Raw genomic sequence first — 16,477 nt, forward strand, 5'->3', positions numbered from 1 at the left:
CCCGCCGGAACGCGCGATCGCCGATGGGCAGGCGGCCCTCGCCCGGCGCGACTACCCGGCGGCCGAGGGCGCCGCCCGCAAGCTGCTGACCGTGCGCGGGACGCCCCGCGCCACCGATGCCCAGCTGCTGCTCGGCGAGGCGCTGGCGGGCAAGCGCGACTATGCCGGCGCGGCGCTGGCCTACAATGATGCCTATACCCGGGGCCGCACCGGGCCGCGGGCGCCGGAAGCCCTGCTGGGCCTGGCGGGCGCCTTCACCAGCCTCAACAACAAGCGGGAGGCCTGCGAGACGCTGGACGACCTCCGCAGCAACTTCCCCAACCTGCGCGGGGCCCTGGCGGAGCGCTCGGCCGAGAGCCGGCGCCGCGCCGGCTGCCGCTGACGCCAGCCGGCGGGGTCCGGGACGCGGTGCCGGCGGCGCCGCTGAGCGAGGCGGAATTCGCGGCGTCGATGGCGCCGCTGGGGCCCTTCGGTCCGGCGCCCGGGTTGGCGGCCGGTGTCTCCGGCGGACCGGACAGCCTCGCCCTTGCCCTGCTGGCCGCCGCCTGGGCGCGGGCCCGGGGCGGCCGCCTGCTGGCCCTGGTGGCGGACCATGGGCTGCGGCCGGGCAGCGATGCCGAAGCCGCGGGCGTGGCGGCGCAGCTGGCCGGGCTGGGGATCGCGGTGCGGGTGCTGCGGCTGGGCCTCGACGGCGGACCGGGGCTGCAGGACCGGGCCCGGGCGGCGCGGCATGCCGCGCTGCTGGCGGCCTGTGCGGAGGAAGGCATTCCCTGGCTCCTGCTCGGCCATCAGCGCGCCGACCAGGCGGAGACCGTGCTGTTCCGGGCGCTGCGTGGCAGCGGCGCGACGGGTCTGGCGGCCATGGCGCCGCTGCGGGTCGCCCGGGCCGCGCTGGTGTTGCGGCCGTTGCTGGCGGTGCCGCCGGCCCGGCTGGAAGCCGTGGTTGCCGCAGCGGGCCTGCGACCGGTGCGGGATCCGAGCAATGCCGACCGGCGCTTCGCCCGGGCCCGGCTGCGCGAGGCCCTGGCCGAGCCGGGCGGCACCGGAGCCGCCACCGCCGCCCTGGCCGAGGCCGCCGCCGCCTTCGCCTGCCGCCGCGCCCGCCTGGCCGGGGCGATGGCGCATCGGCTGGCCGGATGCGCCGTGCTGCGGCTGGAGGGCTTCGCCGAGCTGGACCCGGAGGCGCTGGGCGAGGATGCGGTCGCCGTTGCGGTCCTGGCCGCGCTGCTGCGGGCGGTGGGCGGCAGTGGCTTCGCGCCGCCGCGCGGGGCGGTGGCGGCGCTGCGCCGGCGCGGTGCCGGCACCCTGGCCGGCGTCTGGCTGCGGCCCGGCCGCGGCGGCTGGCTGCTGCTGCGCGAGCCCGGGCAGCCGGGCCCGGCGGTGCCGGCCGCCCGCGGCGCCCGCTGGGACAACCGCTTCCGGCTGCTGGGGGAGGGGGCACCGGGGCATGAGGTGGCGGCACTGGGTCCGGCCGAGGCCGCCCGGCTGCGCCACCGGGCGCCAGGGCTCCCGGCGGCGGTCCTCGCGATGATGCCGTCGATCCGATGCAATGGCGTGCTGGTGGCGGTGCCTGGTCTGGATTATCCTGGGGGCGAGCGCTGCGCGGCCTTCAAAACAGTGTTCGCCCCGGCCGGGGATGCGGTCCTGGAACGCAATTCCACCGACAGCACGGTCACGAAGCATCGGGGGCATTCACGGCCGGGGTCAGCGTCCCTATCTTACGGAATGCTGGCCTCAGGACGTCGTGCCTGAGGCACCATGGTCCGGTAGGGGGCCGTGGCGGGAACAGGATAAGCATCGGTGAACAATTTCGGCCGCAATTTGGCGCTCTGGGTCATTGTGGCCCTGCTGTTGGTGGCGCTGTTCAACCTGTTCCAGCCCGGCACCACGGGGCAACGGGGGGCCCAGCAGGTCGCCTATTCCGAATTCCTGAACGAGGTCGGCGCCGGGCACGTGCGCGACGTCGTCATCCAGGGCAAGACCGTCACCGGCACCCTGACCGATGGCCGGACCTTCCAGAGCTATACCCCGGATGACCCGAACCTGGTGGGCCGGCTGACCGAGAAGGGCGTGCGCGTCGTCGCCCGGCCGGAGGAATCCGACGTCAACCCGCTGCTGCACTACCTGCTCAGCTGGTTCCCGATGCTGCTGCTGATCGGCGTCTGGGTCTTCTTCATGCGGCAGATGCAGTCGGGCGGCGGCCGGGCCATGGGCTTCGGCAAGTCCAAGGCCAAGCTGCTGACCGAGAAGCAGGGCCGCATCACCTTCGAGGACGTGGCCGGGATCGAGGAGGCCAAGTCCGAGCTCGAGGAGATCGTGGAATTCCTGCGCGACCCGCAGAAGTTCCAGCGCCTCGGCGGCAAGATCCCGAAGGGCTGCCTGCTGGTCGGCCCGCCGGGCACCGGCAAGACCCTGCTTGCGCGCTCCATCGCCGGCGAGGCGAACGTGCCCTTCTTCACCATCTCTGGCTCCGACTTCGTCGAGATGTTCGTCGGCGTCGGCGCCAGCCGGGTGCGTGACATGTTCGAGCAGGGCAAGAAGAACGCCCCCTGCATCATCTTCATCGACGAGATCGACGCGGTCGGCCGGCATCGCGGCGCCGGCCTCGGCGGCGGCAACGACGAGCGGGAGCAGACCCTCAACCAGATGCTGGTCGAGATGGACGGCTTCGAATCGAACGAGGGCGTGATCATCATCGCCGCGACCAACCGGCCGGACGTGCTGGACCCGGCGCTGCTGCGCCCCGGCCGCTTCGACCGCCAAGTGGTGGTGCCGAACCCCGACGTGCTGGGCCGGGAGAAGATCCTCCGCGTCCACATGCGGAAGGTGCCGCTGGCCTCCGACGTCGACCCGAAGGTGATCGCCCGCGGCACCCCCGGCTTCTCCGGCGCCGACTTGGCCAACCTGGTGAACGAGGCGGCGTTGCTCGCGGCCCGCACCGGCCGCCGCACCGTCGGCATGCACGAGTTCGAGGCGGCCAAGGACAAGGTCATGATGGGCGCCGAGCGCCGGTCGCTGGTCATGTCCGACGACGAGAAGCGGATGACCGCCTATCACGAGGCGGGCCATGCCCTCTGCGCGATGAAGCTGCCGGAATGCGACCCAGTCCATAAGGCGACCATCATCCCGCGCGGCCGTGCCCTGGGCCTGGTGATGTCGCTGCCCGAAGGCGACCGCTACTCCAAGCACAAGTCGAAGCTGCTGTCGGAACTCGCCATGGCCATGGGCGGCCGCGTCGCCGAGGAGCTGATCTTCGGACCCGACAAGGTCTCCAACGGCGCCTCGGGCGACATCAAGATGGCGACCAACCAGACCCGGATGATGGTCACCGAATGGGGCATGTCCGAGAAGCTGGGCATGATCGCCTATGGCGAGAACAGCCAGGAAGTCTTCCTGGGCCATAGCGTCACCCAGTCGAAGAACCTGTCCGAGGAGACGGCGCGGCAGATCGACGGCGAGATCCGCCGCATCATCGACGAGGCCTATGCCAAGGCGAAGCAGCTGCTGTCGGAGAACATCGACGAGCTGCACCTGCTGGCCAAGGGCCTGCTGGAGCACGAGACGATCAGCGGCGACGAGATCAAGCTGATCATCCGGGGCGAGCCGATCATCCGCGACCGGCCGGACGAGCCGGTGCCGCAGGGCCGCGGCAGCGTGCCGACCAGCGGCCGGCCGTCGCGGCCGAGCCCCGGTGGCCTCAACCCGGCGCCCGCGCCGGGGACCTGACCCCTCCGCGCATGACGGAGTGGATCGAGCCGCTGGGTCTGGTGACAGGCCCGGCGGCTTCCCGTTTGGGGCTGCCCCTGCAGGGCGGCCAGGTGCGCTTCCTGCAGGCACGGCACCGCGGCCGGATCATCCCGGCCGAGCAGGTGCCGGAGCCCTGGCGCGGCACCTTGACCCGGCGGCCGCCGCCCTTTGCCGGGCTGCCCGATCTGGGCCGGCCGCTGCTCATGGGCATTGTCAACGTCACGCCGGACAGCTTCTCCGGCGATGGGCTGGCGGCGGACCAGGATCGCGCCATCTCCCAGGGCGTGGCGATGCGGGCGGCGGGGGCCGACATCCTCGACATCGGCGGCGAATCGACCCGGCCTGGCGCGGCGCCGGTGGCGCCGGAGGAGGAGATCGGCCGGGTGGTGCCAGTCGTCCGGGCCCTGGCCGCCATCGCCCCGGTCTCGATCGATACCCGGCATGCCGCGACCATGGCCGCGACGCTGGCCGCCGGGGCACGCATCGTCAACGATGTGACCAGCCTGCGCCATGACCCGGCGGCGCTGCGGCTGGTGGCCGAAGCCGGGGTGCCGGTGGTCATCATGCACATGCCGACGACCGACCCGCGCACCATGCAGCAGCACGCCGGCTATCCCGATGCCGGCCTGGCCGTGCTCGAGTTCCTGGCCGAGCGCCTGGCAGCGCTGCGGGCCGCCGGCATCCCCGCCGAACGGATCGCGGTGGATCCCGGCATCGGCTTCGGCAAGACGCTGGCCGAGAACCTGGAGCTGGTCGACCGCCTGCCGCTGCTGGCGGGGCTCGGCTGCACCATCTTGCTCGGCGCTTCGCGCAAGGGCTTCCTCGGGCGCATCGCCGGGGTGCCGGAGGCGGGCCAGCGGATGCCGCCCAGCCTCGCCATCGCCCTGGCCGGCGCCAACCGCGGCGCCCACATCATTCGGGCCCATGATGTTGCAGAAACGATACAGTCCCTGCGGGTTTGGCAGGCCTGCGTGCAGGGTGGCCTTCCGGCGTGACAGGCTGATGGACCGGCCGCCCGGCGGGCGCTAATCCCTAGGGCCACACTCTCCGGCGCGATCCCCATGACCCAGACGACCCGTCGCCTCTTCGGCACCGATGGCATCCGCGGCACCGCCAACCGGGCGCCGATGGATGCCGCCACCGCGCTGCGGCTCGGCCAGGCGGCCGGGCGCTACTTCAACCGCGGCACCCATCGGCACCGGGTGGTGATCGGCAAGGACACTAGGCTGTCGGGCTACATGCTGGAGCCGGCGCTGACCGCGGGCTTCGTCGGTGCCGGGATGGACGTGGTGCTGGTCGGGCCGATGCCGACGCCGGCCATCGCCCTGCTGACCCGCAGCCTGCGGGCCGACCTCGGGGTCATGGTCAGCGCCTCGCACAATCCCTACGAGGACAACGGCATCAAGCTGTTCGGCCCGGACGGGCTGAAGCTGTCGGACAGCCAGGAGCGGGACATCGAGGCGCTGATGGCCGGCGACCTCGCCGCGGCGCATGTGGCGCCCTCCCGGCTCGGCCGGGCCAGTCGGCTGGACGACGCGCCCGGCCGCTACATCGAGGCGGCCAAGCAGAGCTTCCCCCGCAAGCTGACGCTCGAGGGCCTGCGGGTGGTGGTCGACTGCGCCCATGGCGCCGCCTATCGCGTGGCGCCGACGGTGCTGTGGGAGCTGGGGGCCGAGGTCGTCTCGATCGGCGTCGCGCCGGATGGCTTCAACATCAACAAGGGCGTCGGCTCCACCGCCCCGGCGGAGCTGGCCGCGCTGGTGCGGGAACGCCGGGCCGATATCGGCATCGCCCTCGACGGCGATGCCGACCGGCTGGTGCTGGTGGACGAAGCCGGGACCATCATCGACGGTGACCAGATCCTGGCGCTCATCGCCGCCTCCTGGCATGGCGAGGGCCGGCTGCGGGGCGGGGCCGTCGTCGCCACCGTCATGTCCAACATGGGGCTGGAGCGCTACCTGAAGGGGCTCGGGCTCGGCCTGCTGCGCACCGCTGTCGGCGACCGCTACGTCGGCGAGAAGATGCGGGAGGTCGGCTGCAACCTCGGCGGCGAGCAGTCGGGCCACATGATCATGACCGATTTCGGCACCACCGGGGACGGGCTGATCGCCGCGCTGCAGGTGCTGTCCGTGCTGGTGCAGGAAAGCCGGCCGGCCAGCGAGGTCTGCCGCCGCTTCACCCCGTTGCCGCAGCGGCTGGTCAATGTCCGCTTCGCCGGCGCCTCGCCGCTGAAGCACGAGGCGGTGCAGAAGGAGATCGCCGCCTTCGAGGAGAAGCTTGGCGACCGTGGCCGGATCCTGATCCGGGCGAGCGGGACGGAGCCGCTGATCCGGGTCATGGCGGAAGGCGAGGACGAGGCCATGGTGGATGCGACGGTCGAGGCCCTGGCCGAGGCGATCCGCGCCCGGGCGAAGGTGCCGGCATGAGCATCGGCCGGGTCCTGATCATCGCCGGCTCCGATTCCGGCGGCGGCGCCGGCATCCAGGCGGACCTCAAGGCGGTGACGGCACTCGGCGGCTATGCCGCGACGGCGATCACCGCGCTGACGGCGCAGGATACCCAAGGGGTCCATGGGGTGCTGCCCATCCCGACCGATTTCATCCGCCAGCAGATGCGGGTGGTGCTGCGCGATATCGGCGCCGATGCGCTGAAGACCGGCATGCTGCACGACAGCGCCACCATCGAGGCGGTCTGCGACGAGATCGCGGCCGAGGCGCCCGGCGTGCCGCTGGTGGCCGACCCGGTGATGGTCGCCAAGGGCGGCCATGCGCTGCTGCGGCCGGATGCGGTGGAGGCCTTGAAGCGCCGGCTGCTGCCGCTGGCCGCCGTCATCACCCCGAACCTGCCGGAGGCGGAGGTCCTCACCGGCCTCGCCATCGCCGATGAGCCGGCGATGCACCGGGCCGTCGCGGCGCTGCTGGCGATGGGGGTGACCGCGGTGCTGCTGAAGGGCGGGCACCTGGAAGGGCCCGTCGTGGTGGACCTGCTCGGCACCGCCGCGGGGGTGGTCCGCTACGAAAGCCCGAAGATCGACAGCCGCCATACCCATGGCACCGGCTGCACCCTGGCCAGCGCGGTGGCCGCCGGCCTGGCGCAGGGGATGGCGCTGCCGGATGCGGTGGCGCGGGCCCGGGCCTATGTGCGGGCGGCCATCCTGGCGGCGCCGGGTCTCGGGCAGGGGCATGGGCCGCTCGGGCATGGCGTGACGATCGACCCTGCGCGCCTGGAGGCCCTGCGGTGAGGACCTATCCCTTCGTCACGGTCGATGTCTTCACCGACCGGCGCTTCGGCGGCAACCAGCTGGCCGTCTTCCCCGATGCGCGGGGGCTGAGCGATGCCGAGATGCAGTCGCTGGCCGCCGAGTTCAATCTGAGCGAGACGACCTTCGTGCTGCCGCCGACCGACCCGGCCAATACCGCCCGGGTCCGCATCTTCCACCGCACTGCCGAGATGCCCTTCGCCGGCCACCCCAATGTCGGCACCGGCTACGTGCTGGCCGACCGGGCCGTGGACGGCGTGCTGCGCTTCGAGGAGATCGCGGGGCTGGTCGAGGTGCGGGTCGAGCGCGATGCCGCCGGGACGCTGACCGGCACCACCATCTCGGCACCGCAGGCGCTGACGCTGGGCGGGGAATTGCCGGTGCCGCTGGCGGCGGCCTGTGCCGGGATCGACCCGGCGGGGATCATCACCGCGCGCCATGCCCCGACCCTCGCGGCGGATGGCGGCAGCTGGCGGCTGCTGGTCGAGGTGACGCCGGAGGCGATGGCCGCGGCGGGGCCGGATATCGCCGGCTTCCGCCGGACGGTGGCGGCGCATGCCGAGCTCGGCGGCCAGCTCTCGCTCTATCTCTACCGGCGGGAGGGGGCGGGGCTCCGGGCGCGGATGTTCTCGCCGCTGAGCGGCACCTGGGAGGATGCGGCCACCGGCAGCGCGGCGACGCCGCTGGCCGGCTTCCTGCTCCACCTGGGCGGCGAGGACTCCAGCGCGATCGACATCGTCCAGGGCGTGGAGATGGGCCGCCCGAGCCTGCTGCGGGCGGCGGCGCGGCGCACCGAGGGCGGCATCCGCGCCACCGTCGGCGGCGGCTGCGTGCCGGTGCTGCGGGGCGAGGCCATGCTCGGGTGAGGGCGGGCGGCGGGATCAGTCGTCCTGCTGCGGCGGCCGGCCCAGCCAACCCTCCACATAGCCGCGGCGCACCAGCACCATGCCCAGCGCCGACAGCGGCGCGGCCAGCGCCACGCCGAGCAGGCCGAACAACGCGCCGGTCAGCACCTGGGTGACCAGCAGCAGGGCCGGCGGCAGGTCGGCGGTGTGGCTCTGGACCATCGGGGTAAGGAAATTCCCCTCGACGTTCTGCACCAGCACCACCACCGCGATGACCCAGAGGGCCATCGTCGGCGACTGCGTCAGCGCCAGCAGCACCGCCGGCACCGCGCCGATGAGCGGGCCGATGACGGGGATGAAATTCAGCAGGCCGATGATCGTCGCCAGCAACCCGGCCAGCGGCAGGCCGATCAGCATGAAGCCGATCCAGGTCAGGATGCCGGCGACGAGCATGCCGAAGCCCTGGCCGAGCAGCCAGCCCCGCAGGGTATGGCCCAGTTCGTCGAAGGTGTCGCGGACGCGGCCATCGATCGGCGGGGCGAAGAGGTGGCGGAGGCCGCGCAGGTACTGCTCCGGCGATGTGGCGAGATAGAGCGCCAGCAGGATCACCAGCACCGCGTTGCCCAGGCCGCCGAGCGTGCTGCCGGCGGCCGAGGCCGCCGCCGCGGCGGCATTCTCCGCGCCGCCGCTGCCCATCAGCCGGCCCGGATCGGCCTGGCGCAGCAGCCATTCGCCCCAGCCGGTCCCTTCCAGGTTGCCCCGCAGAGTCTCGAGGCTGCGCGGCAGGTCCTTGGCCAGCTGCTGGGCCTGCAGCGTCAGGGGACCGGCCGCGGCCCAGCCGGCCAGGCCGATCGCCAGCAGCAGCAGCAGGGCCACTACCAGCACCGCGCCCCAGGGCGGCAGGCCGGTGCGCCGGGCCAGCGGATCCGCGCCCGCCCGCAGCGCCAGGGCCAGCAGGATGGCGGCGAAGCCGAGCAGCGGCACCTCCGGCGTCAGCCAGAACAGGACCAGCAGGACGCCGAGCAGGATGAGGACGGAGGTCTGGGACTTGGACATGCGGGCGGGAACATCCGGGCGCCGGATCGGTTGCGGGGTGATCTCGTTTGGCCACCGGGATAAGCGGATATTAACCCAGTCGTGGTGATGCTGCCGCGGCAGGGGGATCCCATGCGCATCACCGCGGAGCTTGTGTCCAACCTTTTTGGCGGCTCGGCCGGCAGCAGCGCCGGCGCCGCGGATGCGGCCTCGGGCCTGCTCGCCCTGAAGCTGGCGCAGGCGAAGGGCGCAACCGAGAAGGGCATCGCGCGGGAGCGGAAGGACCCGGTGACGATCACCGCCCTGAAGCAGTTCGACCAGGCGATCGCCAGGGCCAAGGATGTGAAATCCGCCCTGCAAGACCCGCGGGTGCTGGCGGTGTTGCTGCCGGGGCTCGGGCTGTCGGACCAGATGGCCTATCCGGGCCTGGTGCAGAAGGCGCTGCTGGCCGACCCTGCCGACCCCAAGGGCCTGCTCGCCAGCCTCGATCCCCGCTTCACCGCTGCCGCCAAGACGCTGGACCTGCACAGCAAGGGGCTGGCCGGGCTGAAGAACGCGGCGCTGCGGAAGACGCTGACCGATGGCTACGTGCAGTACCAGTACCAGACCGGGCTGGACGCGACGAACCCCGGCATCTCGGACGCCCTCTATTTCCTGAAGACCGCCAAGGGCGAGACCAACATATACAATATCCTGGGCAATTCGGTGCTGCGCCGGGTAGTGACCGGGGCGCTGGGGCTGCCCAATGCGATGGTCGTGCAATCGGTGGAGACCCAGGCGCGGGCGGTCACCAGCCGCCTCAAGCTCACCGACCTGCAGGACCCGAAGAAGCTGCAGCAGCTGGCCGAGCGCTACGTCATCGCCGCCGCCGGCTCCTCCACCGGCAGCGGCGGCAGCTCGATCCTCTCCCTGCTTGCCTGAGGCTTCGGGCAGGTCTACCTCTTGCGGCGGGCCACGCCCCCCCACCGGGGCGCATCTGCTTCTGGAAGGGAGCCTGCAACCATGGCGATCGCCACCCCGCCGGCCACGCGGCCGGCCAATCCCCGTTTCTCCTCCGGTCCCTGCGCCAAGCGTCCCGGCTGGACGCTGGATGCGCTCTCGGGTGCCTATCTCGGCCGCAGCCATCGCGCCGCCGGCCCCAAGGCCCGCCTCGCCGAGGTGGTCGAGCGCAGCAAGATGGTCCTCGGCATGCCGCCGGGCTGGCGCCTGGGCATCGTCCCGGCCTCCGACACCGGCGCCGTCGAGATGGCGCTGTGGTCGCTGCTCGGTGCCCGCGGCGTCGACGTGCTGGCCTGGGAGAGCTTCTCCAAGGACTGGGGCACGGATGTCATCAAGCAGCTCAAGCTGCCGGATGCCCGGGTCATCGGCGCGCCCTACGGGCAGCTGCCGGACCTCGCCAGCGTGGATTTCGCACGCGACGTGGTCTTCGTCTGGAACGGCACGACCAGCGGCGTGCGTCTGGCCGGCGGCGACTGGATCCCGGCGGAGCGCGAGGGGCTGACGATCTGCGACGCGACCAGCGCCGCCTTCGCCATGGAACTGCCCTGGGACAAGCTCGATGTGGTGACCTGGTCCTGGCAGAAGGTGCTGGGCGGTGAGGCGGCGCATGGGATGCTGGCGCTGTCGCCCCGCGCTGTCGCCCGGCTGGAATCCCACAAGCCCGCCTGGCCACTCCCAAAAATCTTCCGCATGACCAAGGACGGCAAGCTGAACGAGGGCATCTTCAAGGGGGAGACGATCAACACCCCCTCCATGCTCGCGGTCGAGGATGCGCTGGACGGGCTGCTCTGGGCCGAGGGCATCGGCGGGCTGCGCGCGCTGGTCGCGCGGTCGGAGGCGAACCTCGCCGCCATCGCCGGCTGGATCGCCCGCAGCGACTGGGCCGACTTCCTGGCCGAGGTGCCGGCCACCCGCTCCTGCACCTCCATCTGCCTGAAGATCGTCGCACCCTGGTTCACCGCGCTGGATGCCACCGCCCAGGCGGCGGCGGCGAAGAAGCTGGCGACCCTGCTGGACCGCGAGGGCGTGGCGCTGGATGCGGCGAATTACCGCGATGCCCCGCCGGGGCTGCGCATCTGGGGCGGCGCCACGGTCGAAACCGCGGATATCGAGGCGTTGCTGCCCTGGCTCGACTGGGCCTTCGCAAGCGTCGCGGACGAGTACAGCAAGGTGGCCGCGTGATGCCGAAGGTCCTGATTTCCGACAAGCTCTCGCCCGCCTCGGTCGAGATTTTCAAGCGGCGCGGCATCGAGGTGGATTTCAAGCCGGGGCTGTCCCCGGCCGAGCTCCGCGCCATCATCGCGCCCTATGACGGCCTCGCGGTCCGCAGTGCGACCAAGGTGACGCGCGAGCTGATGGAGGCCGCACCGAACCTCAAGGTGGTCGGACGCGCCGGCATCGGCGTCGACAACGTCGACGTGACGACGGCGACCGCGCGTGGCGTGGTGGTGATGAACACGCCCTACGGCAATGCCATCACCACGGCCGAGCATGCCATCGCCATGATGTTCGCCCTCGCCCGGCAGCTGCCGGAGGCCAGCGCCTCCACCAAGGCCGGCAGGTGGGAGAAGAACCGCTTCATGGGCGTCGAGCTCTTCGGCAAGACGCTCGGGCTGATCGGCTGCGGCAACATCGGCTCCATCGTCGCCGATCGTGCGGTCGGGCTGCACATGAAGGTCGTCGCCTTCGATCCCTTCCTGTCGGAGAAGCGCGCGGTCGAGCTCGGCGTCGAGAAGGTCGAGTTGAACGAGCTGCTGGAGCGGGCGGATTTCGTCACCCTGCATACGCCGCTGACCGAGCAGACCCGCAACATCCTCAGCCGCGGCAACATCGCCCGGCTGAAGCAGGGGGTGCGCATCATCAACTGCGCCCGCGGCGGCCTGGTGGATGAGGCGGCGCTGTACGACGCGCTGAAGTCCGGCCATGTCGCCGGCGCCGCGCTCGACGTCTTCGAGACCGAGCCGGCGACCGACAGTCCGCTGTTCGGGCTGGAGAACGTGGTCTGCACCCCGCACCTCGGCGCCGCGACGGCCGAGGCGCAGGAGAACGTGGCGCTGCAGGTGGCCGACCAGATGGCGGATTTCCTGCTGACCGGCGCCGTCTCCAACGCCATCAACATGCCGAGCGTGACGGCGGAGGAAGCCCCCCGCCTCAAGCCCTACATGGAGCTTGCGCGGCTGCTGGGCGGTCTGGCCGGGCAGCTCACCGCGGCGCAGGGCGATGCCATCACCGCCATCCGGGTCGAGTACGAGGGCCATGTGGCGGAGCTGAACCGCAAGCCGCTGAGCGCGGCGGCGCTGGCCGGCGTGCTGACGCCCCTGATGGGGGCGGTGAACATGGTCAATGCGCCGGTCGTCGCCCGGGAGCGGGGGATCGAGGTGGCCGAGACCGTGCACGAGCGGCGTGGCGACTACGCCACGCTGCTGCGCGTGACGGTGGTGACCGACCGGCAGGACCGCAGCGTCGCCGGCACCCTGGTGGGCGATGCCAAGCCGCGGCTGGTCGAGATCAAGGGCATCCCGGTCGAGGCCGATTTCGCGCCGCACATGCTCTACGTCACCAACCAGGACAAGCCCGGCTTCATCGGCCGCTTCGGCATGGCGCTGGCGAATGCCGGGATCAACATCGCCACCTTCCACCTCGGGCGGTCGGCCCAGGGCGGCGATGCCATCTGCCTCGTCTCGCTGGACGGGCCGCTGCCCGAGCCAGTGCTGGCCGAGGTCCGGGCGCTGCCGCTGGTGGTGCAGGCGACTGCGCTGAGCTTCTGACACAGGCGTGATGCGCGCCTCCCGCCGGCCGGTGCAAGCTGCGCCTACCGGCAGGAGGCAGGCATGTCCAACGAGGCATTCGCGGCAACCAACCGCATCTTCGAGCATGAGGTGGTCGGCCAGGGCGATTTCGCCGCCCTGGACCGGGTCTATACCGCCGGGGCACGTCTGCTGTCGCCTGGCGTGCCCGCCATCACCGGGCTGGCCGGGATCATCGACTACTGGAAGGGCACCGCGGCCGCGCTCGGGGTGACCGGGGCGAAGCTGCATAGCCAGGAGCTGGTGGTGAACGGCGACCGGGCGATGGAAGTCGGCCGGGCCGAGATCTTCACCGCGCCCGGCACGCCGCCCGCCCTGGGCAAGTACGTCGTCCTCTGGAAGCAGGAGGGCGGTGCCTGGAAATGGGACGTCGACTGCTGGAACATGGACGCCTGAAGCAGCGCCCTACTTGCCCTGGAAGACCGGCGGGCGCTTCTCCATGAAGGCCCGCAGCGCCTCCTGGTGGTCCGCGGTCTCCCGCGTGCGCATCATGCCGATGGCCTCGGCGTCCAGCGCCTCGGCCAGCGTGCCCTCCTCGGCAATCTTCATGTTGCGCTTCATGTAGCGCCAAGCGACGCGCGGGCCGCGCCCCAGCTGCTTGGCCAGCGCCATCGTCTCGGCCCGCAGCTCGGCATCCGGCACCAGCCGGTTCACCAGGCCGAGCGTCTCGAGCTGGGCCGAATCCAGCTTGGCGCTGGTGAAGTAGAGCTCCCGCGCCTTGGCCGGGCCGAGCAGCCGTGCCAGGAAGTAATGCCCGCCGAAGTCGCCGGAGAAGCCCATGTTGGCGAAGGCCGTGGTCATCCGCGCGCTGGTGCCGGCGATGCGCATGTCGCAGGCCAGCGCCAGGGACATGCCGGCGCCGGCGGCGACGCCGTTCAGCATGGCGATGGTGGGTTTGGGCATCTCATGCAGCAGGCGGGAGCATTCCATGCGGCTGCGGAGCTCATCGGCCCCGGCTTCGGGGGTCGCCGGCGGCGGTTTGGCGCCGGTGGCGCGGGCCTTCATGTCGCCGCCGGCGGAGAAGCCGCGCCCGGCGCCGGTGAGGACCACGCAGCCGATCGCCGGGTCGACCGCCGCCTCGCCCAGCGCCTTCAGCAGGTCCCACATCATGGTGCCGCCGAGGGCGTTCAGCGCCTCCGGCCGGTTCATGGTCAGCAGCAGCACGCCATCGGCGGTCTCCTGCAGCAATTCGGGCGCCATGCGGTTTCCTCCGGTTTCCTTGTGGGCTGGAGGCTACACCGGGATGCCGTGCTAGGCTTCCCCCCGTCCGAGGGAGAAAAGCGCCATGAAGGCCGCCGTCCTGCACGCCGTGAACCAGCCGCTGACCGTCGAGACCGTCAACCTGACCAAGCCCAAGGCGCGGGAGGTGCTGGTGCGGACCGCCTTCGCCGGGCTCTGCCACAGCGACCTGCATTTCATCGAGGGGCTCTATCCCCATCCTCTGCCGACCGTCCCGGGGCATGAGGTGGCCGGGGTGGTGGAAGCCGTGGGCAGCGACGTCACCTACCTGAAGCCGGGCGACCACGTCATCGGCTGCCTTTCGGTCTTCTGCGGCGCCTGCGCGCAATGCACAACGGGCCATACCGTGCTCTGCGAGAACACCGAGGTGAAGATGACCCCCGGCATGTCCCGCCGCCTGTCCTGGCAGGGCGGGCAGCCGATGCACCAGTTCCTCAATCTCTCGGCCTTCGCCGAGCAGCTGCTGGTGCACGAGAATGCCCTGGTGAAGATCGACCCCGAGATCCCGCTGGACCGGGCAACGCTGGTCGGCTGCGGCGTCATCACCGGGGTCGGCGCAGTCTTCAACACCGCGAGGATCGAGGCGGGATCGACCGTCGCCGTCATCGGCTGCGGCGGCGTCGGGCTCTCGGCGGTGAATGGCGCGGCGCTGGCCGGCGCCTCGCGCATCATCGCCGTCGACCGGCTGCAGTCGAAGCTGGACTTGGCCCGCATCATGGGGGCGACCGATACCATCCTGGCCGGCAACGACGACGTGGCGGCGCAGGTGAAGGAGCTCACCGGCGGCGGGGTGCAGTACAGCTTCGAGGCGCTGGGGCTGAAGGCGACCGCCGAGCAGAGCTTCGCCATGCTGCGGCCGGGCGGCACCGCCACCATCATCGGCATGATCCCCTTCGGCGTGAAGATCGAGCTGCATGGCGCCGATTTCCTGCGGGAGCGGAAGATCCAGGGCTCGTCCATGGGCTCCAACCACTTCCGGGTCGACATGCCGCGGCTGCTGGCGCTGTGGCAGCAGGGAAGGCTGCACCTGGATCACCTGATCACCGGCACCCTGGCGCTGGAGGAGATCAATACCGGCTTCGCCCGGCTGAAGACCGGCGAGGTGGTGCGGCAGCTGATACGCTTCGACTGACCGCGGTAGGGCAGGGGCGTTAGGCCCGGGTTTATCGTCCCGGCGGTAGGCTCGGGCCCGCCGACCACGGGATCCGCAGCCCATGCCCCTTGCCGAACCCCTTCCGCCCGGCAGCCCCCTGCAGCGGGAGCGGGTCGCCGCCCATGCCCAGGCCGCCATTGCCTCGATGGGGCAGCACGGCGTGCCGCCATGCCCGGCCTTCTTCACGGTCTGGTACAGCTACCACGCCGGTGACAACACCATGGTGCGCCGAGTGATCGACACCTACCTCAGCAACGGCCGCGCCATCACCCCGGCGCTGCTGCTGGAAATCCACGCCCGCTTCTTCGACACCCAGCGCGAGGCCCGCGCCCTGAGCCGCACGACCGAACGGCTGGTGCTGGCGACGGAGCAGGTGACGGAGCTGGTGAAGGATTCGGGTGGCCAGACCGCCCGATACGGCAGCGTGCTCGGCCGCTTTTCCGAGGATCTCGGCCAAACCGGCACCGACCTGACGGGCGCCCTGGACCGCATCATCGCCGATACCCAGACCATGGTGGAACACAGCGCCCGGTTGGGGATGCGGCTGGAGGTCTCCGCCCAGGTCATCGCCACGCTGCGGAACCAGCTCGACGACGCCCTGCGCGAGGCGCGCACCGATGCGCTCACCGGCCTGCCCAACCGCCGCGCGGTGGAGGCCGCCGCCCAGCGGCTTGCCGAGGAGACCCAGGCCCGGGGCCAGCCGCTGGCGGTGATCATGCTCGACATCGACCGGTTCAAGCGGATCAACGACCGCTGGGGACATCCCGTGGGAGATGCTGTGCTTCGCCGAGTGGCGGCCACGCTGCAGGACCGCCTCGATCCCGGAGCCTTCTGCGGCCGCTTCGGCGGCGAGGAATTCGTCGTGCTGCTGCCCCGGCAAGGCGCCCCGGCGGCGGGTGCCACTGCCGAGGTCCTGCGCCAGGCCGTGGCGGCGCAGACCTTCTCGATACGGGACACCGGCCGCCAGCTCGGCACGATTACCCTCTCTGCCGGGGGGGGCGATGCGTGGTCCGGACGAAGCCTGGTCACGGCTGCAGGCCCGGGCCGATGCCGCACTCTATCGGGCGAAGCAGGCCGGCCGGAACCAGATCCTGTGGGACGACCAGCGCTGACCGTCGGCTGCCCCAGGCGACAGGATCAGCGTCGCCGATCGAGCCGGTCGAAATCCGCGGCCACCATCCCGGCCGCTTCCGCCGTCCGCGGCAGCCGCGGCATGGCCGAGAGCCGTTCGAGGGTGACGACCGGCCCAGCGGTGAAGGCCGGGCCGGACAGCGCCGCCTCCGCATTGGCCCGGCTGCCGGCGCGCAGCGCCAGGGCGGCGCGGCGCAGCGCGGTCACCACCACCTGCGGATCGGCCGCCGGGGCGATGCCGAGATAGGCCCGCATCTCGGCC

The 16,477-nt window shown here is 71.8% G+C and carries 15 protein-coding genes; 13 read left to right on the forward strand and 2 right to left on the reverse strand.

Features of this window, described 5'->3' with window-relative positions:
• From QWZ14_RS17910 to QWZ14_RS17940, 7 genes are all read left to right on the forward strand, one after another.
• Positions 1 to 382: tetratricopeptide repeat protein (locus QWZ14_RS17910; RefSeq protein ID WP_290318155.1), on the forward strand; the 382-nt coding region annotated here is incomplete at its 5' end.
• 26 nt (positions 383 to 408) lie between these two features.
• The gene (gene tilS / locus QWZ14_RS17915; protein WP_290318156.1) at positions 409 to 1,752 is read left to right on the forward strand and encodes a tRNA lysidine(34) synthetase TilS; all 1,344 of its coding nucleotides are present in this window, start codon (positions 409 to 411) and stop codon (positions 1,750 to 1,752) included.
• Positions 1,753 to 1,800: 48 nt separating this feature from the next.
• The gene (ftsH, locus tag QWZ14_RS17920; RefSeq protein ID WP_290318157.1) at positions 1,801 to 3,726 is read left to right on the forward strand and encodes an ATP-dependent zinc metalloprotease FtsH; all 1,926 of its coding nucleotides are present in this window, start codon (positions 1,801 to 1,803) and stop codon (positions 3,724 to 3,726) included.
• A gap of 11 nt (positions 3,727 to 3,737) precedes the next feature.
• The gene (gene folP, locus QWZ14_RS17925; protein ID WP_290318158.1) at positions 3,738 to 4,742 is read left to right on the forward strand and encodes a dihydropteroate synthase; all 1,005 of its coding nucleotides are present in this window, start codon (positions 3,738 to 3,740) and stop codon (positions 4,740 to 4,742) included.
• Positions 4,743 to 4,808: 66 nt separating this feature from the next.
• Positions 4,809 to 6,173: a phosphoglucosamine mutase gene (gene glmM, locus QWZ14_RS17930; protein WP_290318159.1), complete on the forward strand. Its 1,365-nt coding sequence runs from the start codon at positions 4,809 to 4,811 to the stop codon at positions 6,171 to 6,173.
• Positions 6,170 to 6,988, forward strand: coding sequence for a bifunctional hydroxymethylpyrimidine kinase/phosphomethylpyrimidine kinase (thiD, locus tag QWZ14_RS17935; RefSeq protein WP_290318160.1), 819 nt, complete (start codon positions 6,170 to 6,172; stop codon positions 6,986 to 6,988). Before glmM ends, thiD begins: the two co-directional genes overlap by 4 nt.
• Positions 6,985 to 7,872 (forward strand): PhzF family phenazine biosynthesis protein, encoded by an 888-nt coding sequence (locus QWZ14_RS17940; RefSeq protein ID WP_290318161.1) that lies wholly within the window; start codon positions 6,985 to 6,987, stop codon positions 7,870 to 7,872. The genes thiD and QWZ14_RS17940 overlap by 4 nt, the downstream gene beginning before the upstream one ends.
• A gap of 15 nt (positions 7,873 to 7,887) precedes the next feature.
• Here QWZ14_RS17940 and QWZ14_RS17945 read toward each other — a convergent pair whose 3' ends face one another.
• Positions 7,888 to 8,907 (reverse strand): AI-2E family transporter, encoded by a 1,020-nt coding sequence (locus tag QWZ14_RS17945; RefSeq protein ID WP_290318162.1) that lies wholly within the window; start codon positions 8,905 to 8,907, stop codon positions 7,888 to 7,890.
• 111 nt (positions 8,908 to 9,018) lie between these two features.
• Between QWZ14_RS17945 and QWZ14_RS17950 the strand changes: the two genes are divergently transcribed.
• The 4 genes from QWZ14_RS17950 (at position 9,019) to QWZ14_RS17965 (ending at position 13,088) form a co-directional block, all read left to right on the forward strand.
• Positions 9,019 to 9,807: a DUF1217 domain-containing protein gene (locus QWZ14_RS17950; protein WP_290318163.1), complete on the forward strand. Its 789-nt coding sequence runs from the start codon at positions 9,019 to 9,021 to the stop codon at positions 9,805 to 9,807.
• Between the two features lie 81 nt (positions 9,808 to 9,888).
• Positions 9,889 to 11,067, forward strand: a complete 1,179-nt coding sequence (locus QWZ14_RS17955; RefSeq protein ID WP_290318164.1) for a phosphoserine transaminase — start codon at positions 9,889 to 9,891, stop codon at positions 11,065 to 11,067.
• Positions 11,067 to 12,653 carry a phosphoglycerate dehydrogenase gene (gene serA / locus QWZ14_RS17960; protein WP_290318165.1) on the forward strand — a complete coding sequence of 529 codons (1,587 nt, stop codon included), beginning with the start codon at positions 11,067 to 11,069 and terminating at the stop codon, positions 12,651 to 12,653. The genes QWZ14_RS17955 and serA overlap by 1 nt, the downstream gene beginning before the upstream one ends.
• 63 nt (positions 12,654 to 12,716) lie before the next feature.
• Positions 12,717 to 13,088: a YybH family protein gene (locus tag QWZ14_RS17965; protein WP_290318166.1), complete on the forward strand. Its 372-nt coding sequence runs from the start codon at positions 12,717 to 12,719 to the stop codon at positions 13,086 to 13,088.
• A 9-nt stretch (positions 13,089 to 13,097) separates the two neighbouring features.
• Here the strand turns inward: QWZ14_RS17965 and QWZ14_RS17970 are convergent, their stop codons facing one another.
• On the reverse strand, positions 13,098 to 13,892 hold the full coding sequence (locus QWZ14_RS17970; RefSeq protein ID WP_290318167.1) for an enoyl-CoA hydratase: 795 nt from the start codon (positions 13,890 to 13,892) through the stop codon (positions 13,098 to 13,100).
• A gap of 85 nt (positions 13,893 to 13,977) precedes the next feature.
• Here QWZ14_RS17970 and QWZ14_RS17975 point away from each other — a divergent pair, with 85 nt between their 5' ends.
• Positions 13,978 to 15,063 carry a Zn-dependent alcohol dehydrogenase gene (locus QWZ14_RS17975; RefSeq protein WP_290318168.1) on the forward strand — a complete coding sequence of 362 codons (1,086 nt, stop codon included), beginning with the start codon at positions 13,978 to 13,980 and terminating at the stop codon, positions 15,061 to 15,063.
• An 82-nt stretch (positions 15,064 to 15,145) separates the two neighbouring features.
• Positions 15,146 to 16,462 (forward strand): GGDEF domain-containing protein, encoded by a 1,317-nt coding sequence (locus tag QWZ14_RS17980; RefSeq protein WP_290318169.1) that lies wholly within the window; start codon positions 15,146 to 15,148, stop codon positions 16,460 to 16,462.
• Positions 16,463 to 16,477: the final 15 nt, after the last annotated feature.

This window comes from Paeniroseomonas aquatica (assembly GCF_030409335.1).
Classification (GTDB): Bacteria; Pseudomonadota; Alphaproteobacteria; order Acetobacterales; family Acetobacteraceae; genus Belnapia; species Belnapia aquatica.

What these genes read in the sequence shown, in the direction of transcription:
- folP (WP_290318158.1), top strand. Translation starts at nt 3,738, where the DNA reads ATGACGGAGTGGATCGAGCCGCTGGGTCTGGTGACAGGCCCGGCGGCT.
- glmM (WP_290318159.1), top strand. Translation starts at nt 4,809, where the DNA reads ATGACCCAGACGACCCGTCGCCTCTTCGGCACCGATGGCATCCGCGGC.
- thiD (WP_290318160.1), top strand. Translation starts at nt 6,170, where the DNA reads ATGAGCATCGGCCGGGTCCTGATCATCGCCGGCTCCGATTCCGGCGGC.
- QWZ14_RS17945 (WP_290318162.1), bottom strand. Translation starts at nt 8,907, where the DNA reads ATGTCCAAGTCCCAGACCTCCGTCCTCATCCTGCTCGGCGTCCTGCTG.
- QWZ14_RS17950 (WP_290318163.1), top strand. Translation starts at nt 9,019, where the DNA reads ATGCGCATCACCGCGGAGCTTGTGTCCAACCTTTTTGGCGGCTCGGCC.
- QWZ14_RS17955 (WP_290318164.1), top strand. Translation starts at nt 9,889, where the DNA reads ATGGCGATCGCCACCCCGCCGGCCACGCGGCCGGCCAATCCCCGTTTC.
- serA (WP_290318165.1), top strand. Translation starts at nt 11,067, where the DNA reads ATGCCGAAGGTCCTGATTTCCGACAAGCTCTCGCCCGCCTCGGTCGAG.
- QWZ14_RS17965 (WP_290318166.1), top strand. Translation starts at nt 12,717, where the DNA reads ATGTCCAACGAGGCATTCGCGGCAACCAACCGCATCTTCGAGCATGAG.
- QWZ14_RS17970 (WP_290318167.1), bottom strand. Translation starts at nt 13,892, where the DNA reads ATGGCGCCCGAATTGCTGCAGGAGACCGCCGATGGCGTGCTGCTGCTG.
- QWZ14_RS17975 (WP_290318168.1), top strand. Translation starts at nt 13,978, where the DNA reads ATGAAGGCCGCCGTCCTGCACGCCGTGAACCAGCCGCTGACCGTCGAG.
- QWZ14_RS17980 (WP_290318169.1), top strand. Translation starts at nt 15,146, where the DNA reads ATGCCCCTTGCCGAACCCCTTCCGCCCGGCAGCCCCCTGCAGCGGGAG.